Raw genomic sequence first — 20093 nt, forward strand, 5'->3', positions numbered from 1 at the left:
CCAACCCCCAACCCCATGTCCGTTTATACCGACCAACTCGCCACCATCCTGCCCACGGGCCTGGAGGGAAGCGTTGCCCGGCTCACCGGCCTGACGGCCGCGGTGGCCGGCTTCCCTGCGCCCGTCGGCGCATTGGTCGAGATCGAGCGGCAGCAGAGCGGGCCGCTGGAGGCCGAAGTCGTCGGCTTCCGCGACGACGTGACGTTGGTCTGTCCATTTGGCGATTTGCAGGGCGTGCGGCGGGGCAACCGGGTGCGGCTGGTGCGCACCAAGAGCTGGTTGCGGGTGGGCCCGGCGGCGCTGGGTCGGGTGATCGATGCCCGTGGCCAGGCCATCGACGGCCAACCGCAGCCCATTCTGCCCGACCGCGCGGCGCTCGATCGACGACCGCCGCCGCCGGTCGAGCGGCCGCGGATCGATACGCCGCTGTCCACCGGCATTCGCTCGATCGACGGACTGTTGACCTGCGGAAAGGGGCAGCGGATGGGCATCTTCGCCGGTTCGGGCGTCGGCAAGAGCGTGGCGTTGGGAATGATGGCGCGTTACACCTCGGCCGACGTGAACGTGATCGCTCTGATCGGCGAGCGCGGTCGCGAAGTGAATGAGTTCATCGAGCGCGATCTGGGGCCGGAAGGACTGGCCAAGAGCGTGGTGGTGGTGGCCACCAGCGATGAGCCGGCGCTCGTCCGCGTGCGCGCCGCGTTGGCTGCCACGGCCATGGCCGAATACTTTCGCGACCGCGGCAAGGATGTGCTGCTGATTATGGATTCGCTCACGCGTTTCGCCCTGGCCCAACGCGAGATTGGACTGGCGGCCGGCGAACCGCCTACCACCCGCGGTTATCCGCCGTCGGTGTTCGCCATGTTGCCGAGGCTGGTCGAACGCGCGGGGCGCAGCCGGAGCGGCAGCATTACGGCGTTTTATTCGGTGTTGGTGGAAGCCGACGATCCGCAAGAACCGATCGGCGACGCCGTGCGCGGCCTGCTCGACGGCCACACTTGGTTGTCGCGCAAGCTGGCCGGCCGCGGGCATTATCCGGCCGTCGATGTTCTGTCGAGCATCAGCCGGTTGATGAACGAAGTCGCCGACCGCGAACATCGCGAAGCCGCCTCGCTGGTGCGCGAACTGATGGGCGCCTATCGCGACCAGGAAGACCTGATTTCGATCGGCGCCTACCGCCGCGGCAGTCAGCGCGCCGTCGATCTGGCGATCGACTTTTGGGAACCGATCCAACAATTCCTGCGGCAGCCCATCGAAGAAGCATCTACGGTGAAACTGGCCGCCGAGCGATTGGCGCAACTGAAACACCGCGCGGCGCAACGTCCGGCGGCACAAGGGAGCTGACGATGGCGGCATTCCGATTTCGTCTGGCGACGCTGTTGCGGCTCCGCGAGGCTGCGCGCGACGAGCGCCGCACGCAGCTCGCCGAGGCGCTGCAACTGGCCGAGCAACTGAGGGAGCGTCAAATGGGGGTCGAGGAACTGCTGCGCGAGGCCCTGCGCGTTCAGTCGACGGCCACCGGCGCGATCGATGCCGACCGCTTGTTGAACGCCACGCGCTACGAGATGGTGCTCCGCGCGGAATTGCAACAGCTCCAGCTTCAGGAAACAGCGTTGCAGACGGAGATCGAAAAACGGCGGCAGGCGTTGGTGGCCGCCGACCGCGACGTCCGCTCCCTGGAACTGTTGCGCGAGACGCAGCAAGAGCGACACCGCGAGCAAGAAGAGCGCCGGGCCGTGAAGGAACTCGATGAAATTGCCTTGCGACGATACGCCGCGGAGGGCGCCGAATGATCGGACGCTTGTTCGGAGCGATGGTGGTGCTGGTGGCGGCCGTTTGCGTGGCGACCGTCTTGGCCGAAACGTTGGCGGTCGGCTTCTTGCGATATCGAGGCAAACTGGATGAGAAGACGGTGTTGAAGCTGATTGCCGTGGCCAACGGTGCCGACGCGCCGCCTGCGCCCGGCGCTCGCGCGCGGCCCGAGAACGAGCCGGGACCGGAGCAAGCTTCGTTGGAAGACGTGGCCCGCGAGCGCGCGCTGCGCAGCCGCGACATCGAGCTGCGCGAACTGGCCCTGGGCGACAACCTGACGATGGTCCGCACGGAATACGCCAAATTGATCGACGAAAAAGACCGATATGAACGTATCAAAACCGCGTTCCGCGGGCAGCTCGATGAGCTGCGCGAAGGTGTGCTGGCCAACAATCGCGACACGGCCCGCGCCATCCTGGAAAACATGAAGCCGAAGCAAGCCAAAGAGCAGATTCTGCGGATGGTCAAAGACGACGAGATCGACGACGTGATCAAGATTCTCAGTCTCATGCCAACCGCCAAACGCGCCAAAATTGTGGGCGAGTTCAAAACGCAAGAGGAGTCGGAGACGCTGGCGGAGATCCTGAAGCGGATTCGGGAAGGCGTGCCCGAAAAGGACCTGGTGGACCAGACCGAGAAAGCCTTGGATCAGCAAGACGCCGCGGCCAGTGCGGTCGCACCCTAACGAGAGGCCCCTGTATGATTGCCACTTCCGCTTCCGCCACCGGCTCCGCGGGACCGAACTTCGACTTGCCTCCCATCGCGTCCCCGCTGCCGTACGTCAGCAGCCAGACGGCAGTGCCGTTCAGCCAATTGCTGCTGAGGACGCCGCCGCCGGCCCCGCCTGAACCAAAGCCTCAGCCGCCGGTCAGCGACAAAGGCACGTCAACATCTGACCCATCCAGCGGAAGCGGCTCGTCGGCAGATCAGGGCCCGCAAGCACCGCCGCAAGCCGAAGCGTCTTCGCAAACGCCGGGGGGCGAAGCGCCGGCCTCCGTTCCCGACCAATCGTCCACCACAAATCCGTCGTCGCAGAGCAGTCCAACGTCGCAGCCCCCATCGCCCGATGCGACCACGGCAGAGGGCGCTCAGCCTCATGCGTCTGCCAAGCCGTCCCCCGCCAAAGTCGCTCGCTCCGGGAAAAACAAAGGCCACGCATCGTCAGCCAATGTCACGGCGCATGCCAGTGCGACCGCCATAACGGTCGTTGCTGCGTCAGTCAAACAAGGCAAAGCGGCGAAAGCCGGAGCCGCGGATGGCGGCAAAACGGCAGCGCACGACGCCGCCCATCCTTGCGACGCCGCCCATCTCGCCGACGCCGCCCAGACCGATGCCACGGTCCAGGCGGCGGCCGAGACGACACTGGCCGTGCCTGCCTCGACCACGCTCCCCGTCGAAACGCCGGCCGCCGACAAAACCGACGGCAAGGGAAAGCCTGCCGTCAGCGGCAAAGAGCTGACCAAGGCGACCGCCGCGGCCAGCAGTCGCTTCGCGACCTCGTTGCCGCAGGATGCCGGCTCCTCTGCTTCGCAAACATCCTCGGCCGCCGCACACGCGACGACCAGGGCAGCGGCGACGCCCACGGCCCAACACCTCGCAACGGCCGAACAAGCCAACGTTGCCGCCCAAGACGCGGCCGCGCTCTCACCTGCCCAAAGCAACACTGCCAAGCTCGCCGATGGTGCCTCGCCGCCTCCCGCCGCGGAAACCGTCGCCGCAGCAACGACGGCCGCGGTTACGCAGGCGGTGGAAACGATCGCCTCGGCCCTGCCCCAGGCCACCTCGACGACGAGCGACACCCCGGCGACGGCCAACGGAACCAACGCTCCGCAGCCTGCCGCGGCGCCCGGCACGCCAAGTGCCGGTTCCAGTCCGCCGCCCAATGCGGCCCAGGCCGCGCCCGCCACGTTTGCCAATGCGACGCCCCAGAACGCGGCCGCCGGCTTTGCCAACGACGGCCTCAGTGCGGCCGACCGTGCCCGATTTGTCCAGCGCGTGGCACGGGCCTTTCAGACCGTCGGCGACCAAGGCGGGCAGATCCGGCTGCGGCTCAGCCCCCCGGAGCTAGGCTCGCTGCAGATGCAGATCACCGTCAAGCAAGGCGCGCTGACCGCGCAAATTCAGGCCGACAACAGCACCGCCCAACAAGTGCTGCTGGGTAGCCTGCCCGATCTGCGCGAGCGATTGGCCCAGCAAGACATTCGCATCGAGCGTTTCGACGTCGATGTGTCGGGGCAATCGTCGGGGGGGCATTCGCAGTCGCCGCAAGGCAATCCCGATTCCGGGCAGGCGGACCGCCCCTGGGCCACGACACGCAACGTTTCTCCGGTCGGCGCCGACGCGGCAGCGGGCGACCTGCCACGGACGGCGCCCGTGTTGACGAACGGGGCGCTCAACGTCGTTGTTTAGAAATACAAAGAGCCGGCGAGGCGTCGGTTTGCACGTCAAAGAAAGGAACCAAGCGTCATGTCAACGGGAACCGTCAATCCGACTTCCTCCGCGAGCACCGCCGCATCCAGCACGTCGAGCACGACGGGCGGGCTCACGCAACTGACCCCCAATGATTTCTTGCAACTGTTGATCACTCAGCTCAAGAACCAGGATCCGCTCAACCCCACCAACAGCGACCAAATGCTGCAACAAATCAGCGAGATCGACAACATCGAGGCCACGACCAATCTGTCAAGCTCGCTCAACTCCGTGGCAACCGATCAGGGCTTCCAGACAGCCAGCGCTCTGATTGGCAAGCAGGTGCAGGGCGTCGACGCCAGCGGCAACCCGGTTTCGGGCACCGTGGACAGCGCCAGTTTCACCAACGGCGCGGCGTCGTTGACCGTGGGCAGCCAGACCATGGCGCTCTCCGGCATCAGCTCGGTCAGCGGATAGGAACGGCTTATCCAACCTTCTCAGCGGCCTCGGCGGCGGTTGAACGCCGGGTCCGTTTCGTCACAGGAGAACAAGCAATGTCGCTTTCATCGGTTTTTAGCACGGCCATCACCGGCCTTTCGGCGGCGCAAACCACGATCGACGTCACGGGCAACAACGTGGCCAACGCCAACACGATCGGCTTCAAGCAATCGACGGCCGAGTTCGCCACCCAGTTTCTGCAAACCATTTCGATCGGCTCGGCGCCCAGCGCCAATAACGGCGGAGTCAACCCCACGCAGGTGGGCTTGGGGGTGCAGGTGACGCAAATCACTCCCGACTTTACTCAGGGCAACTTGGAAATCACCTCCAGCCCGTCCGACATGGCGATCCAAGGCAATGGGTTCTTCGTCGTACAAGGGACCGGCGGACAGCAGCTTTATACCCGCAATGGCAGTTTTACCCCGAATTCACTCAATCAGCTCACCACCAGCACGGGACAGCAATTGATGGGCTATGGCGTCGACGCAAGTTTCAATGTCCAAACGACGCAGCTCGTGCCGCTGACGATTCCTCTTGGATCGACGGCGGTGGCCAAAGCCACGCAGAACGTCGAGTTGCAAGGCACACTGACTCCCACCGGCGATGTGGCCACCACCGGCGCCATCATTCAAAGCGGAGCGATGGGCGACGCGGCGATGACGGCGCCCAGCGGCGGCACGCCTCCGGTCTTGGCCCCCGTGCCCGACGTGGCGAGCGCCGGCACCACGGCCACCGGAGCCGCCGGCGGCAGTCTGACGGCGGGCGGCACCTACTCCTACAAAGTCGTGTTCGCCAATGGCCCCCTGGGAAGCGCCACCGACACGCAGACCATGCCTTCACAAGCCATCGGCCCAATCACCCTTTCCGGCGCGCAGCAATCGGTCACGCTCAACAACATCCCTACCGACACGACCGGCACGTACACCGACCGCTATATCTATCGCACGGCGGCCGGCGGCAGTTCCTACCAACTCGTGGCCGACATCCCAGACAATACCACCACCACCTACACCGATACCACGGCCGACACCGGCCTCGGCCAGGCGCTCAACAGTAATGCGCTCAATGGCGACTACAGCTATTACATTACCTACGCCAACGCCGTGGGCGGTCCCGGCACCGGCGTCGAGAGCCGTCCGACGCAACTGCTTGGCCCGATCAACGTGGTGAACGGCCGCGCCGAGCTGCAGAACCTGCCCGTCGATACCAGCGGCCAATGGTCGGTGCGCCGCATTTACCGCACCTCGGTGAACAACCCCAACGTGGCCACGTTCGTCGCCGAGGTTCCCAACATGACGGCCGGGTTAAGTTACACCGATAGTGCCTCCGACGCGTCGATTGCCAACAACGCCCAGGTGAACCTGAATGGACCGCCGATTACCAGCAACACGTTGTTGACCAACGTTCTGCAATACAGCAACGGCGCGTATCAAAACCTCTTCCAGCCCGGCACGCTGAGTTTCGCGGGCACCCTGGGCGGAAGTCAACAAACGCCCGAAACGTTCACCATCACTTCGAAGAGCACCGTGCAAGACTTGGCCAATTTCATGGACCAGGCATTGGGCATCCAATCACCGCCGGGCGCGGACCCCGGCAACCCGATACCCAACGACTCGTCGGGCCTGCCGCCGGGAGTTTCCATCAACTCGCAGGGAGAGATTCAATTTGTCAGTAACGCGGGCGTCGACAATGCGGTTTCTATCGGTCTTTCCGCGCTGCAGCTTACGCCCACCAACGGCACGGCGGAGACCGTCCCCTTGACTTTCAATCAGACGCAGGCCGCCGTCGGGCAAAGCGTGACCGCCGATCTTGTCGCCTATGATTCGCTGGGCATTCCCATCAACGTCCACCTGACGGCGGTGCTCCAATCGCGCACCAGCACCGCGACCATCTACCGCTGGTTCGCCGATTCTCCCCAGAACGACCCGACGAGCGGTTCCTCCATCGCCGTGGGCACGGGACTGATCACGTTCGATGGCGCAGGCCAATTCGTCTCGGCGACGAATTCGACGGTCGCCGTGCAGCGCGCGCATGTTCCATCCGCCAAACCCCTGGAGTTCAACCTCGATTTTGCGCAGCTTTCCGGGCTGGCTGCCAGTAGCCCGACACTCTCGGTCACCAGCCAGGACGGTTTTCCTCCCGGAAAGCTCACCAGTTACACCATCGGCAACGACGGCGTGGTCAAAGGTTCGTTCGACAACGGCACGCAGCGCGATCTTGGCCAGGTGGTCCTGGCGCGTTTCGCCAATGCCGCGGGCTTGACGCAGAGTGGACAAAATCTCTATACGCCCGGCGTGAACTCGGGGCTGCCCGTGTTCGGCGCTCCCAACTCCGACGGCATCGGCTCGATCGTGTCCGGCTCGTTGGAGCAGTCGAACACCGACGTCAGCTCGAACCTGATCAATCTGATTACCGCCTCGACCCAATATCGGGGCAACACTCAGGTGATCAGCACGGCGCAGACGCTATTCGACACCCTGCTGCAGCTCCGCACGGGGTAGTGCGACGTCTCGGTCGGGTGCGACCGGCGACGTCGATAGGCTTGACGAGCGGGGCCGCGTAGCGGATAAGTGAAGGGACAAGTGCCGTTCCCAGTGTAGGGTGGGACCAGTCCCGGCGCGCCGGGACGAGCGCCGGCCCACCATTGGAGTAAGGCAGAAGGATGAAGGCAGGATTCTTTCTTCATCCTTCGACCTTTTTGCCGCGGTGGGCCGGCGCTCGCAAGCTCGCTGGTCCCACCCTACGCAGCCACGCCCACGGCGCGCCCGCCTCGGTCCCTACCCGCTAAGAATCTAGAGAAGTTGCCATGTTTTGCTTCGTCAGGCCGCGTTGTTGCTTCGCGGCGATTGGGATGGCCACGCTGCTTTTTGCCCCGGCCACGCGGGCCGAGAATTGGCCCGGCTGGCGTGGGCCACGAGGCGATGGATCGAGCAACGAAAAAAATGCGCCGACGGCTTGGGACGGCGCCACGAACGACAACCTCGCTTGGAAAGCCGCCGTGCCGGGCACGGGGCATGCTTCTCCCGTCGTGTGGGGCGATCGAATCTTCCTGGCGAGCTGCCTGGAAAGCGAAGCCGATCGACGGCTGATCTGCCTCGATCGCCGCAACGGCCAGATCCTTTGGCAGCGGTCCGTGTTGAAGTCGCCGCTGGAAAAAAAGCACCACCTCAACAGCTACGCCTCCAGCACGCCTGTGACTGACGGCAAACAGGTGTACGTCTCGTTTCTCGAAGGGAGCCAAACGGGCGAGGCCAAAGGCGCGCGGATGACGGTTGCCGCCTACGACTTCGACGGCAAGCAACGTTGGCTGGTCCATCCGGGGCCGTTCTCCAGCGTCCACGGTTATTGTAGCTGCCCGGTGCTGTTCGAAGACAAGCTGATCGTCAACGGCGACCATGACGGCGACGCCTATCTCGTGGCACTGGCGCGGACGACCGGCGAGATCGTTTGGAAGATTCCGCGCGAGAACAAGACCCGCAGCTACTCGACGCCGATCATCCGTCAGATCGATGGCCGCTGGCAGATGGTCTTGTCGGGTTCCAAGTGCGTGGCCAGCTACGATCCGCGCGACGGATCGCGGCATTGGATCATCGACGGCCCGACCGAGCAGTTCGTAGCGTCGATGGTTTATAACGGCGATCTGCTGTTCCTTACCGCCGGATTTCCCGAACACCACATCTTGGCCCTGCGGCCCGATGGCGAAGGGAACGTGACCGACACGCACATCGCTTGGCGGACCACCGAAAACTGCTCCTACGTGCCGTCGCCGATCGTCGTGGGCGACTACTTCCTGGTCGTTTCGGACGAGGGAATCGGAAGCTGTTATCGCGCGGCCACCGGCAAGCGCGTTTGGCGGCAGCGGCTGGGACCGCATTACAGCGCGAGCCTCGTGACGGCCGGCGGTCTGGTCTATTTCCTCTCCGACGAAGGCGTGACCACGGTTGTCAAGCCAGCCGACAGCTTCCAGGAAGTCGCCAAGAACCCGCTGGGCGAAGCCTGTTATGCATCGCCGGCCATCAGCCAGGGGCAAATTTATCTGCGCGGCGTGAAGCATCTCTATGCGATCGGCGGCAAGGAAGTGGCACAGCGCTAGAAAGAATGGTTGGGAAAGTGGCCGTTTCAGCCACCTGCCGTGTGTCGTCAACTCTTGTGCAAAAGTCATCGCGGTAACACATCGGTTGCGAGCCGCCGGTTCATGACGCCTCAGGGGGGGGACTTAGGGCCGACCGGGGCGTATTGCGAGAGAATCGGCACGTGGCGACGGTTGTCACCCGCCGGCGATCGCGCCGATTACGTAAAACGGCTCCACGCCCGAGGCCACGACGTCGGGCAGCGGGGCGTCGGGCAGACCATTCGACCAATCTTCCTGGCAAACGAAGAACCGCAAAAACGGCCGGCGATTGTGGGTGACCTGGTCGCGGACCGTGCCGCGCAGCATTGGATAACGGGCCTCCAGCGCGTCGAGCACCGAACGTTGCGTGGCCGTGCCCGTGACTTCGAGTTGCACTTCGGACCCGACGCCCGCGAGCGTTTGTAAATGATAGGGGAGCACCACGCGGATCATGGCAGCGTCTGCACTTCGACGGAAAGCACGGCCGGAAGGTCGCGGACGATTGGCGACCAGGTGTCGCCGGCGTCCGGCGAGGCATACACTTGCCCGCCGGTGGTGCCGAAATATACGCCGCACGAATCGAGCGTGTCGACGGCCATCGCGTCGCGGAGCACATTGACGTAGCAGTTTTGCTGCGGCAGACCGTTGCCCAGCGGCTCCCATTCGTTTCCGCCGGATCGGCTGCGATAGACGCGCAGCTTGCCCTCCGGCGGATAGTGCTCCGAGTCGCTCTTGATCGGCACAACGTAGACCGTATCGGGCTCGTGAGCATGGACCTCGATCGGAAAGCCGAAGTCGGTGGGCAGGTCGCCGCTGATCTCGTGCCACGAATCGCCCGCGTCGTCGCTGCGCATCACGTCCCAGTGCTTTTGCATGAACAGCACACCGGGCCGCGCGGGGTGCATCGCGATGCGGTGGACGCAATGACCGACTTCGGCTTCAGGATCGGGCAGCACGTAGGGCGATTTCAGTCCGCGGGTGATCGGTCGCCAGGTCTCGCCGCCGTCGTCGCTACGGAACGTTCCGGCTGCCGAAATGGCAATGAACATGCGGCCCGGCTGGGTCGGATCGAGCACGATCGTGTGCAGGCCCATGCCACCCGCTCCGGGCTGCCAGTAGTTTCCCGCCCCGTGATTGCGTAGTCCCGGCAGCTCGTGCCACGTCTGGCCGCCGTCGGTCGTGCGAAACAAGGCGGCGTCTTCCACGCCTGCGTAAGCGGTGTCGGGATCGGTCAGCGACGGTTCGAGGTGCCAGACGCGTTTGAACTCCCAGGGGTGCGGCGTGCCGTCGTACCAGAGGTGCGTGCCCGGCGTCCCCTCATAGACGAACTTGTTGCCCACCGGCTCCCAGGTCTGGCCGCCGTCGTTGGAGCGCTGCATGACCTGCCCGAACCAGCCGCTGGTTTGCGAGGCATACAGCCGGTTGGGATCGACCGGAGATCCTTTGACGTGGTAGATCTCCCAGCCGCCAAAAAAGGGACCGCTCACGTCCCACTTTTGGCGCTTGCCGTCGGAATTGAGGATGAACGCGCCTTTGCGCGTACCCACCAAAACGCGTACCGAACTCATCAGTTTGCCTTTGCTTTAAGCCGGGACGTAGATCATCCACGATACTCCAAAGCGGTCAGCGACCATGCCGAACCGCGGGGAAAAGAAGGTCTTGGCCAGCGGCATTTGCACCTGCCCACCCTGGGCCAATGCGGCGAAGAAGCGGTCCGCGTCGGCCTCGTTCGACACGATGAGCGAAAGCGAAATGCCTTTGAAGCCCGCCTCACCCGCGCAACGGCCGTCGGATGCCATCAGCGTCGTTTCGCCGATGCGAAAGCTGGCGTGCATGACTTTGTTCTCTGTGCCCGGCGACACCATGCCCGGCGGGGGCGGTTCGGGGTTCTCGTTGAAACGCTTCAACATGTCCACTTCGGCGCCGAGCGCCCCGCGATAGAAGTCGAGGGCCTCCTCGCAACGTCCGTCGAAATTCAAATAGGCTTGCACTTGCATTTTGATGTCCTCCAAGGGCGATTTTCTGTAGCGGACGCTAAGATAAACAGGTGGACGGCTTTCGTCAAGCAGGATAACGTAGTGGTTGGTACCTAATTCTTGGAGCCACCGATGGCCCGCGGGCGGCCCAGACAGTTCGACACGGAGCAAGCGCTCGACGCGGCGCTGATGCTCTTCTGGCGGCACGGTTACGAGGGAACGTCGTTGGCCGCGCTGACCGAAGCCATGGGCATCAACGTGCCGAGCCTTTATGCGGCCTTCGGCAACAAGGAGTCGCTGTTCCGCAAGGCCCTCGATCGGTATTTGCAAAGGCCGGCGTCCTATCTGCCAAAGGCGCTCGCCGAGCCGACCGCCCGCCGCGCGGCGGAGAGGCTTTTTCAAGGCGCCATCGACATGGTGATGAAGCGGCGGCATCCCGACGGTTGCCTGCTGGTCCACGGAGCGCTGGCGTCCGGACCGCTGGCGGAGTCGGTCCGTCAGGAACTTAATCGCCGTCGAAGAGGAGCCGAGTCATTGGTGCGCCAGCGGTTCCGGCGGGCGGTTGCCGAAGGCGATCTGCCGGCCGGCGTCGATGCGGCCAAGCTCGCCCGTTACATCGTGACGGTGCTCTGGGGCTTGTCCGTGCAAGCGGCCGGCGGCGCCACGCGCAACCAGTTGCAGGAGGTCGCCGAAATGGCGATAAAGGCCTGGCCGGGGTAGTGCGGGACTGGCATGCCCGGCGTGCCGCACGCATCCGCTTTCGACCAACTCCTTGGCCGGAGTGTTGGCAGGTAGGCTTCCCTAAGCGAAGTGGAGGATTCGTTATGCACAACATGGCTCTGGCGTTCATTGCTGCGATCGCGAACAACTCGCGGACCAAATCAGCCGCGCCATGTCTTCGGTCCATGCGATGCACTTCGATTCACGTTTGTCGATTGTTCGTGGCCGTCTGCCTTTGCCTGTCGGCGGGCAGGGGACGGGAGTGATTGAACGCCCAAGGCCGGCCGCTCGACGAACGCTTTCTTCCCTCCTCCCTAACGGCGTGCCAGCTCAACGCCGAGCAGCCGCGACAAAGCCTCGCGGACGACCGCGCTGCGTCCGGCCAGAGAGTGTTTAGCGGCGTAGTCGTCGATGGCCTCCACGAGCTTGGCTTCGTCGCCGGTCAGCACCGTGCCGACGGCCACGCGCTCGTGGTGCCGCGCGGCGGCAGCACGCGCCCACTCTTGGAGCTCCGGCACATCTTGCTTCACTTGCTCGCGTATCAGTCGGTGCCGCTCTTTCTCCGCAGGCGTCGCCTCGCGCACGGTCCGCTTGCGATTCTCGTGGCTCATCACCAGTTCTCCTTGCTTCAAAAAGGGTCGATTCACTATTCGACTTCGTAGGCCGTCACGGGGTAGACCGTAACGTCGCCGATCTCTTCAAAGACCACAAAGATCAAGCGTCCGTCAGGGGTATAGCCCGTCGCGACCGGCCGGCCTGAACTGCGGCTGGTAGTCGTTTCTAACGGATTGTAGATCACCGCTTCCACATCTTCCGGGGTCAAGCCGTGGTCGGCGATATGATCGACATTGCCGCGGGCTCATAATTCCAGATGACCTCGTACCACGGCATACGGACTTCTCTCGCTTCGCCTTGACCAAAATGTCCACACCTCATTCTAACCAGTGCGCGGCTTCACTGCTCGGCCGGTGGTTCCGCCCCATTTCAGCGCCCGGAGCGCGGCGACGGGTTGGTTGAACCGGGTCGGCGTCCTCTGCAGAGCCGCTCGAATTGTCGCCGGATTGAGTCAGCTCAGCAGCATCTGCAAATCGTCGGCCGTCAGACCACCGATCAGACTGTTATCGGCCGAAAGGATGGCGTCGGCCAGGTGGCGCTTTTCGCCCTGAAGCTGGAGAATCTTTTCTTCCACGGTGTCGCGGGCGATGAGCCGATAGGCGAACACGCGGCGCGTCTGGCCGATGCGGTGCGCGCGATCGACCGCTTGGGCTTCGACCGCCGGGTTCCACCAGGGGTCGAGGATAAACACGTAGTCGGCCGCCGTCAGGTTCAGACCCAGTCCGCCCGCCTTCAGGCTGATCAAAAAGAGCGGGCAATCGGGGTCGGTCTGAAAACGGTCGACGCGCTGTTGGCGGTCGCGCGTTTGACCGTCGAGATATTCATAGACGACCTTGCTCTTGTCGAGCCGCTTGCGGACGAGCGCCAAGAGGCTGGTGAACTGCGAGAAGACGAGCGCCTTGTGGCCCCCCTCGAAGACTTCCTCGAGTTGCTCCAGCAGCGTTTCGAGCTTGGCGCTCGGTTCGCTGGCCTTCGACTTGTCGAGCAGGCCCGGATGGCAGGCGGCCTGCCGCAGGCGCAACAGGGCTTCGAGCACGTGGATTTTTGCTTTGTTCATCCCTTCCTTCGCGATCCGCTTGTTCAGCGCGTCGCGGTAGTGGTTTCGCAGCTCGTCGTAGAGCTTGCGCTGCGGAGCGTCGAGCTCGCAATAAAGCGTCTGTTCGGTCTTCTCCGGCAAGTCGCCGAGCACCTGCTCTTTCGTCCGCCGCAGAATGAACGGACGCAGGGCCTTGGCCAACAAGCGGACGCCCTCGGCGTCGGTGCCGGCGGCTTTCGACGAGAGCATTTTCAGGCTGTTGGAGCGTCCCAGCATGCCGGGGTTGAGAAACTCGAAAATCGACCACAATTCGCCAAGGTGGTTTTCGACCGGCGTGCCCGTCATGGCCAGCCGGTGCCGCGACTGAATCAGGCGACAAGCCTTGGCCGCCTGCGAAGCCGCGTTTTTGATGGCCTGGGCTTCGTCCAGGATGGCGTACTCGAACGGAACGTCTTTCAGGTGCCCGGCGTCGCGGCGCAACGTTCCATAGGTAGTCACGATCAGGTCATACTGGTCGAACTGCTCGCGCGCCTCTCCGCGGTCCAGGCCGGTGTAATCGAGCACCTTCAACTGGGGCGCGAAACGCCGCGCCTCTTCCGCCCAGTTTCGCACGAGGCTGCGCGGAACGACCACCAGCGCGGGCTTGTGGTCGCCGTTGTTGGCCGACCGATTGCGGCGCTCGACCAGCATCGCCAACACCTGAATCGTCTTGCCCAGGCCCATATCGTCGGCCAGACAGCCACCAAAGCCGAACTCTTCCAAGAACAGCAGCCAGCCCAGGCCGTCGCGCTGATAAGGCCGCAGCACGCCGGAAAAGCCGGCCGGTTCTTCGTGCGACCGCACGCCCTCGAACGACCGCAGCCGTTGGCGGACGCGCTCGAACGCCGCATCGACGTTCACTTCGGGCTGGGCCGAAAGCCAGGCGTCGAGCAACAGCGCCTGCGACGGCTTGAACCGCAGCTTGTCGCCCTCGGCCTCGCCCATTTGGGCCAACGGAGCATAACGCGTCAGCCAATCCGAGGGCAGCATGCCGCGGCTGCCGTCGTCGAGCGTCACAAAATCTTCGCCGCGGCGGAGCGCTTCCAGCAGCTTCGGCAGGCCGATCTGCTCGCCGTCGTAGTCGACGTGGCCGTCGAGCTCGAACCAATCGACGCCCGACGCCAGGCTGATGTGCGTCGTTCCCGGATGGCGGATGCGGTGCCCCTCGGCCTCCACGTGCCAGCCCGCCTGGTTCAAGGCCAGCACGAGCGGCGCGAAGTCCTTCCGGGCCACCTTGAAGCTGCCATGATACGTTTCCGATCCGACGGTCGGCGTGGCGCCCAACCGCTGCAGCTCGGCGCGGGCCGCGGTTTCTTTCGCTTCGTCGCGATGCACGATGCGCCGCCCGCCGGCATCGCACACGGCCCGCCGATCATCCGTGCTGTCGAGCAACAGACCGGCGTAGTCGAACCGCAGCTTGCCGATCAGCCAGGTCATCGCGCCGAGCCTGACCGGCCCGATCATCACCTGCGGCTGAGGCTCGCTGCGGACTTGTTCCCATTGCATATCGTCGGGCAGGTCGATCGCGGGCAGCTCGGGAGTCTGCCAAATGTCTTCGATGAACTGGTCTTCGTGGGCGACGGGAACCACGATCTCGCGCAGCCGCTGGGCCGCATTCACGGCGTCTTCCGTCGCCGCCGCATCGAGCCGGGCAATCCGGTCGTTGAACAACACGCAGCCCGACAGGGCCCGCACCACCTGCGACAACTCGGCCTCCTCGCCGTCGCGATAGAGTTTTGGCAGCAGTTTGCGGCTGTCTTGCTGTGGCGTGGAAAGCGCCAGCTTCAGTTTCCACGGCGGCCCGTTGTCCCACTCCAGCGGCCGCGGCTCCTCGTGTCGCGGGTCGAATCCGGGCACCCAACCAAATCTGCCCGTGGCCGCCAGGCGCGGCAGCAGCACGCCGTACGCCGACGGAGCAATTTCGCAGTAGGAGCTTTTTTGCGACGAACGATAACCGTAGCGCCAGCCCCCGTAATACCCGTTATCGTCGCTGCTCGACTTGCTTCCCAAGAGCAGGGCCAGCATTTCCTGATCGACCGGGTCGGCGAGATTGGGAATATCGTCGGCGTCCAGCTTCCAGCCGTTGGAGACGCCCAATTCGCCGCTGCGTTTGACCGTGCGTTTGATAAACTCGATCTTCAACCGGCTGGCGCTGTGCTGCTCCATCAGGTTGATGCGATAGAACAAGCGCAGTTGCGACCGCGGCTTCGACTCGGCGCCGCTGCGTCGCTCCGATCGCGCGCTCGATCGCAGCACCATGGCCAGTTCTTTGAGCGCTTTGCGCCAGGGCGCGTGTTGCCGCGCCGGCGGCATTGCGGAACGGCCCGCCGCGGCCGGCGGTTGAAGTGCCGCATAGGCGACCACATTTTCCAGAGACACGGGCTTCGGACCCGTCGAGGGGGCATCATACTCTTCGCCCGCGGGCAGCACCGACAAATCGCCATTGCCGGGAAAGTTGAGCACGTGGGGATTGGCATCAGCGGCCTGGATCACGGCGGCCACGTGCTTGCAGAGAAAACCTTCGGCGCCGCGCGGACAAGTGCAGGCAGCCTCGACCAACCCCTCGCGCGGCGCCCACTCCAGCTCGACTTCGTAGCGGGTTCCTTCCTCGCCGAGAACGTCGGCCGAGAGCCCGGTGGCATCGACATTGAGGACCGTTACTCTGCGGCGATGGTGGTAAACCTCGCCCGAGGCCCAAGCCGTTTTCGAGAACGACGCCTTGCAACGCTCGGACAGCGTTCGCATTCCTTGCACGACCAACGTTCGCTCCGTCATTCAGGATCCAAAAGTCTTGTGGGTCTCGTAAGACCATAATCTACGGCAAGTGCGTAGGGTGGGACAAGTGAGATTGTGCCCTGAACGGGAACGGAGGCGTTAGGCGATGGGCGTTAGGCTTTGGGCGCGGTCCTCGAATGATGCCCTAACGCCCAACGCCTATTGCCTAACGCCTTGAACACGGTGGGCCGGCGCTCGCAAGCTCGCTGGTCCCACCCTACAAGCACCACCTGTCCCCGGAGCGTGGAAACTGATAGAAAACAGGCGGTGACGCATGACGGCAATCCTCGGCATCTCGGCTTTCTATCACGACTCCGCGGCCGCGGTTCTCGTCGATGGCCAGCTCGTGGCCGCCGCCCAGGAAGAGCGCTTCACGCGCCGCAAGCACGACGCGGCCTTCCCGGCCGAGGCCACTCGGTTCTGTCTGCGGCAGGCCGGCCTGACGCCCGACGATCTCGATTACGTGGTCTTTTACGAAAAGCCGCTGGTCAAGTTCGAGCGGCTGCTCGAAACCTATCTGGCCTACGCTCCGGCAGGGCTGCGCAGCTTTCGCATGGCCATGTCGGTGTGGCTCAAGGAAAAGTTGTTCCTGCGTCGCTCGATCCGCAACGGCATCGGCGGTCGGATCCGCGCGCCGCTGGTGTTTCTCGATCATCATGAGAGCCACGCGGCCAGCGCGTTCTTTCCCAGTCCCTTCGACGAAGCGGCCATCCTCACGCTCGACGGCGTCGGCGAATGGACGACGACCGCCTGCGGCGTGGGCCGCGGCAACCGCGTCGAGCTGACCCGGCAGCTTAAGTTCCCGCACTCGCTCGGCCTGCTCTATTCGGCGTTTACCTTTTACTGCGGCTTCAAGGTCAACAGCGGCGAATACAAGCTGATGGGACTGGCGCCCTACGGTCAGCCCGTTTACGCCGACGCGATTTACAAGCACCTGATCGACCTCAAGCCGGACGGCACGTTCCGCCTCGACATGCGGTACTTCAACTATTGCCAGGGCCTGACGATGACTAGCCGCCGCTTCGCGCGGTTGTTTGGCGGCCCGCCCCGCGCCCCCGAATCGACCTTGCAGCAGCGGCATTGCGACCTGGCGGCCAGCATTCAGAGCGTCACTGAAGAGGTGCTGCGGCGGCTCGGCCGCGACCTGCACGCGCGCACCGGGCAAAAACGCCTGGTGCTGGCCGGCGGCGTCGCGCTCAACTGCGTCGCCAACGGGCGGCTGTTGCGCGAAGGCCCGTTTGAGCAACTTTGGATCCAGCCTGCGGCGGGCGATGCGGGCGGCGCGCTCGGCTCGGCCCTCTTCGTCTGGCACCAACTGCTGGGCAAACCGCGGCAGGCCGATCCGCGCGACTCGCAACAAGGAAGCTTGCTCGGCCCGCGGTTCGGCAACGACGACATCGGGCCGGTGCTTGCTCAGGCCGGCGGTGCCGCCCAGCGGTTCGACGACGAGGGCGAGCTGATCGAGCACGTCGCCGCTCTGTTGGCGGAAGAAAAAGTGGTCGGCTGGTTTCAAGGGCGGATGGAGTTCGGCCCACGTGCCTTGGGGGCGCGGAGCATTTTGGGCGATCCCCGGTCGGCGAAGATGCAGTCGGTCATGAACCTGAAAATCAAGTTCCGCGAAAGTTTCCGGCCGTTCGCGCCATGCGTGCTGGCCGAGCACGCCGACGACTGGTTCGCCCTCCACGGGCACGAGAGCCCTTACATGCTGCTGGTGGCGCCGGTGCGCGAGCAGCAGCGCACCCCGCTGGCCGCCGATGAACGCGAGGTCATGCGTCATGACGCCGATCTCTGCCGCCGCGTGAATATCGTCCGCTCGACCGTGCCGGCCGTGACCCACGTCGATGATAGCGCCCGCGTGCAAACCGTCAGTGCTGACCGCAACCCGCGATTGCACCGTTTGCTGCGGCGGTTTTATGAGTTGACGGGCTGCCCGGTGCTGGTGAACACGAGTTTCAACGTGCGCGGCGAGCCGATTGTTTGCACGCCCGATGAGGCGTACCGCTGTTTCTTGGCCACCGACATGGACGCGTTGGCCCTGGAAGATTTTGTAATTCACAAGGCGGCGCTGACGGACCAAATCACCGCCGAGGGGCGCGAAGGCTATCTGGCCCAGTTCCAGCTCGATTGACATGCACTGGTCTGACATCAACTTTCATCCGACCGTGAAGACGCTGCGGCAATTTGCCGGGCTGTGGATCATGTGTCTGTCGTCGCTGGCCGCTTGGCAATGGTTTGCTCGCAGTCGGACCGGAGCGGCGGCGGTGCTCGTCGCCTTGGCGGCGACGGTGGGCGCTTTGGGGCTAGCCCGGCCGACGGCAATCCGCTGGTTGTTTGTGGGTTTGACGCTGGCGACCTTTCCCATCGGCTGGTTGGTGTCTTGGCTGCTCTTCGGCGGACTATACTATGGAGTATTCACTCCGCTGGCGTTGTGTTTCCGGTTGATCGGCCGCGATGCGCTGAGTCGCCGGCTCGATGCCGACGCGGAGAGCTACTGGACGGAGAAGCCGCCGGCACCCGATGTGCGACGTTATTTTCGGCAGTTTTAGGATGTAGGGTGGGACCACGACAACCGGGGAATCCTCTGATGAGCGACAACGATTTCGAGAAAGCGGCCCAGCAGGAATCGCAGGTCAGCCTGGCGCGGGAGTTGTGGGAGTTTTTCCGCGACAACGCCGCATGGTGGCTGGCGCCGATTGTGGCCCTGCTGCTGGTGCTTGGCGCGATCGCAGTGCTCTCGGGCACGGCCGCGGCTCCGTTCATCTATACGCTGTTTTAGGTGGATGAGGGATCATGCCGGAATCGGCCATCAATCGCCGTGGGGCCGTGGCCGTGATCCGTGACGGCGACAAATTGCTCGTCATTCGTCGCGCGCAGCAAGTCGTCGCCCCCGGTGCTTACTGCTTTCCCGGTGGCGGCATTGAGCCGGGCGAGTCGGAAGAGGAAGCACTGATTCGGGAGTTGGTCGAAGAGTTGCACGTCGAGGTGCGCCCGCACCGCCGGCTCTGGTCGTCGGTCACGCCTTGGAAGGTGGAACTTGTCTGGTGGTTGGCGTGTTTGCCGCCGGGGTCAATGCCCGTCCCCGCGCCGGCCGAGGTCGAGTCGTTCCACTGGCACACGATCGACGAAATCGGCGAGTTGCCCGAACTGCTGGAGAGCAATCGCCAGTTTCTGGCCGCATTGGCCCGCGGAGAGTTCTCGCTGGAACCATAGTGCTAGAAGCCCACTTGCCGCAGGAAGTCGATCACGGACTTGGCGTGAAAGGTCACGCGATGCACTTCGCCGCCTACTTTCGATTGCCCAACCCACGAGTTCTTTTTCAACCAATCGGCGTAGGTGGCGAGCACGGCCCGCAGCCTCTCCGCTTCTTCCTGACTGGCACACTCGAACGTGTAACTTTCGCCCTTGCGCGTCTGGCGCATGCCCAACAGTTCATTCGACGCACTGCGACCAGCCGCTTGCAGCGCGCCGTCGAACGCGAACGACAAGTCGGCGGATTCGCCGGCGGCGACCGCCCGCGGATCAGGCGCGGGCGAGGGGTCTGATAGCGGTCCCTGCTCGTTCGACGCTTGAGGCTGGGATTCCGGCGTTGTTTCCTCGGGCTTGGCGACTGCTTCTTCGACCGCCGGCTGTTTTGCCGGTCTGGCGGTCGGCTGCGGATACTGAGGTTTGGCTGGGCCTTTCACTTTGAGTTTCTCGACGATTCTCTTGACGCCTTCCACGGTGCGAATGGCCTGTACGGCGGCGTCGCGTTGATGAACGAACTGCACGGTGCCCGACAACGTCACCTCGCCGTTACGCGTCTGCACCTGAATATGGCACGGCGACCGCAAGCCGCGCCCGGCAAGCTGCCGGGTGACGTTTCTCGAGATCGTGACATCGCTGACGGACATTGGGCGTTCCTATCGTAGGCTATCCTTCATCGTAGTGTGGCGACGGGCAAAAGGCCAGCGATGATTCGGGTCCTTGAGCGTCTTGCGCGGCAACCGATTGTTTATCGCCTCGCGAAGTGATACAATGCGATGCGAAGACCGGCACTGACGGTGGTTCCGTCAAACAATTGCTTTTCGTCGAGCGGCGCCCTTCGGCTCGTGAAGGGGCCGGT

Annotated in this window: 19 protein-coding genes; 12 read left to right on the top strand and 7 right to left on the bottom strand. The window is 64.1% G+C overall.

Translation table 11 applies throughout. The features are described 5' to 3' along the window. From VNH11_25370 to VNH11_25400, 7 genes are all read left to right on the top strand, one after another. Positions 1-1344 (top strand): FliI/YscN family ATPase (locus VNH11_25370; GenBank protein ID HVA49722.1); only part of this gene is annotated, 1344 nt, incomplete at its 5' end. 2 nt (positions 1345-1346) lie between these two features. Then, positions 1347-1793, top strand: a complete 447-nt coding sequence (gene fliJ / locus VNH11_25375; protein ID HVA49723.1) for a flagellar export protein FliJ — start codon at positions 1347-1349, stop codon at positions 1791-1793. Continuing rightward, the gene (locus VNH11_25380; protein ID HVA49724.1) at positions 1790-2497 is read left to right on the top strand and encodes a hypothetical protein; all 708 of its coding nucleotides are present in this window, start codon (positions 1790-1792) and stop codon (positions 2495-2497) included. The genes fliJ and VNH11_25380 overlap by 4 nt, the downstream gene beginning before the upstream one ends. A 14-nt stretch (positions 2498-2511) precedes the next feature. Further along, positions 2512-4221, top strand: coding sequence for a flagellar hook-length control protein FliK (locus VNH11_25385; protein HVA49725.1), 1710 nt, complete (start codon positions 2512-2514; stop codon positions 4219-4221). Positions 4222-4278: 57 nt separating this feature from the next. Beyond that, the gene (locus tag VNH11_25390; GenBank protein HVA49726.1) at positions 4279-4698 is read left to right on the top strand and encodes a flagellar hook capping FlgD N-terminal domain-containing protein; all 420 of its coding nucleotides are present in this window, start codon (positions 4279-4281) and stop codon (positions 4696-4698) included. 77 nt (positions 4699-4775) lie between these two features. Then, positions 4776-7220 carry a flagellar hook-basal body complex protein gene (locus tag VNH11_25395; GenBank protein HVA49727.1) on the top strand — a complete coding sequence of 815 codons (2445 nt, stop codon included), beginning with the start codon at positions 4776-4778 and terminating at the stop codon, positions 7218-7220. 350 nt (positions 7221-7570) lie between these two features. Further along, positions 7571-8812, top strand: a complete 1242-nt coding sequence (locus VNH11_25400; GenBank protein HVA49728.1) for a PQQ-binding-like beta-propeller repeat protein — start codon at positions 7571-7573, stop codon at positions 8810-8812. 174 nt (positions 8813-8986) lie between these two features. Here the strand turns inward: VNH11_25400 and VNH11_25405 are convergent, their stop codons facing one another. From VNH11_25405 to VNH11_25415, 3 genes are read right to left on the bottom strand one after another with little or no spacing between them, the layout of a single operon-like run. Next, positions 8987-9283, bottom strand: a complete 297-nt coding sequence (locus VNH11_25405) for a MoaD/ThiS family protein (GenBank protein ID HVA49729.1) — start codon at positions 9281-9283, stop codon at positions 8987-8989. After that, on the bottom strand, positions 9280-10398 hold the full coding sequence (locus VNH11_25410) for an exo-alpha-sialidase (protein HVA49730.1): 1119 nt from the start codon (positions 10396-10398) through the stop codon (positions 9280-9282). Before VNH11_25410 ends, VNH11_25405 begins: the two co-directional genes overlap by 4 nt. A 15-nt stretch (positions 10399-10413) precedes the next feature. After that, a complete protein-coding gene (locus tag VNH11_25415) occupies positions 10414-10827 on the bottom strand; it encodes a VOC family protein (GenBank protein HVA49731.1) in 414 nt (137 codons plus the stop codon). Between the two features lie 111 nt (positions 10828-10938). Here VNH11_25415 and VNH11_25420 point away from each other — a divergent pair, with 111 nt between their 5' ends. Continuing rightward, positions 10939-11526 carry a TetR/AcrR family transcriptional regulator gene (locus VNH11_25420; protein HVA49732.1) on the top strand — a complete coding sequence of 196 codons (588 nt, stop codon included), beginning with the start codon at positions 10939-10941 and terminating at the stop codon, positions 11524-11526. Positions 11527-11840: 314 nt separating this feature from the next. Here VNH11_25420 and VNH11_25425 read toward each other — a convergent pair whose 3' ends face one another. The 3 genes from VNH11_25425 to VNH11_25435 form a co-directional block, all read right to left on the bottom strand. Then, complete coding sequence (locus tag VNH11_25425; GenBank protein ID HVA49733.1) at positions 11841-12173, bottom strand: hypothetical protein; 333 nt, start codon at positions 12171-12173, stop codon at positions 11841-11843. Further along, positions 12173-12349 (bottom strand): hypothetical protein, encoded by a 177-nt coding sequence (locus VNH11_25430; protein ID HVA49734.1) that lies wholly within the window; start codon positions 12347-12349, stop codon positions 12173-12175. The genes VNH11_25425 and VNH11_25430 overlap by 1 nt, the downstream gene beginning before the upstream one ends. A gap of 243 nt (positions 12350-12592) precedes the next feature. Next, positions 12593-15991 carry an SNF2-related protein gene (locus VNH11_25435; protein ID HVA49735.1) on the bottom strand — a complete coding sequence of 1133 codons (3399 nt, stop codon included), beginning with the start codon at positions 15989-15991 and terminating at the stop codon, positions 12593-12595. A gap of 274 nt (positions 15992-16265) precedes the next feature. Here VNH11_25435 and VNH11_25440 point away from each other — a divergent pair, with 274 nt between their 5' ends. The 4 genes from VNH11_25440 to VNH11_25455 are packed head-to-tail and all read left to right on the top strand — an operon-like array spanning position 16266 to position 19201. Next, positions 16266-18119 (top strand): carbamoyltransferase, encoded by a 1854-nt coding sequence (locus VNH11_25440; protein ID HVA49736.1) that lies wholly within the window; start codon positions 16266-16268, stop codon positions 18117-18119. Position 18120: 1 nt separating this feature from the next. Continuing rightward, positions 18121-18537: a hypothetical protein gene (locus VNH11_25445; GenBank protein HVA49737.1), complete on the top strand. Its 417-nt coding sequence runs from the start codon at positions 18121-18123 to the stop codon at positions 18535-18537. A 38-nt stretch (positions 18538-18575) separates the two neighbouring features. Then, positions 18576-18767 carry a DUF5989 family protein gene (locus tag VNH11_25450; protein HVA49738.1) on the top strand — a complete coding sequence of 64 codons (192 nt, stop codon included), beginning with the start codon at positions 18576-18578 and terminating at the stop codon, positions 18765-18767. Positions 18768-18781: 14 nt separating this feature from the next. Then, positions 18782-19201 carry an NUDIX domain-containing protein gene (locus VNH11_25455; protein ID HVA49739.1) on the top strand — a complete coding sequence of 140 codons (420 nt, stop codon included), beginning with the start codon at positions 18782-18784 and terminating at the stop codon, positions 19199-19201. A 2-nt stretch (positions 19202-19203) separates the two neighbouring features. Here VNH11_25455 and VNH11_25460 read toward each other — a convergent pair whose 3' ends face one another. After that, positions 19204-19881: a BON domain-containing protein gene (locus VNH11_25460; GenBank protein ID HVA49740.1), complete on the bottom strand. Its 678-nt coding sequence runs from the start codon at positions 19879-19881 to the stop codon at positions 19204-19206. Positions 19882-20093 lie beyond the last annotated feature (212 nt).

This window comes from Pirellulales bacterium (genome assembly GCA_035533075.1).
GTDB lineage: Bacteria > Planctomycetota > Planctomycetia > Pirellulales > JAICIG01 > DASSFG01.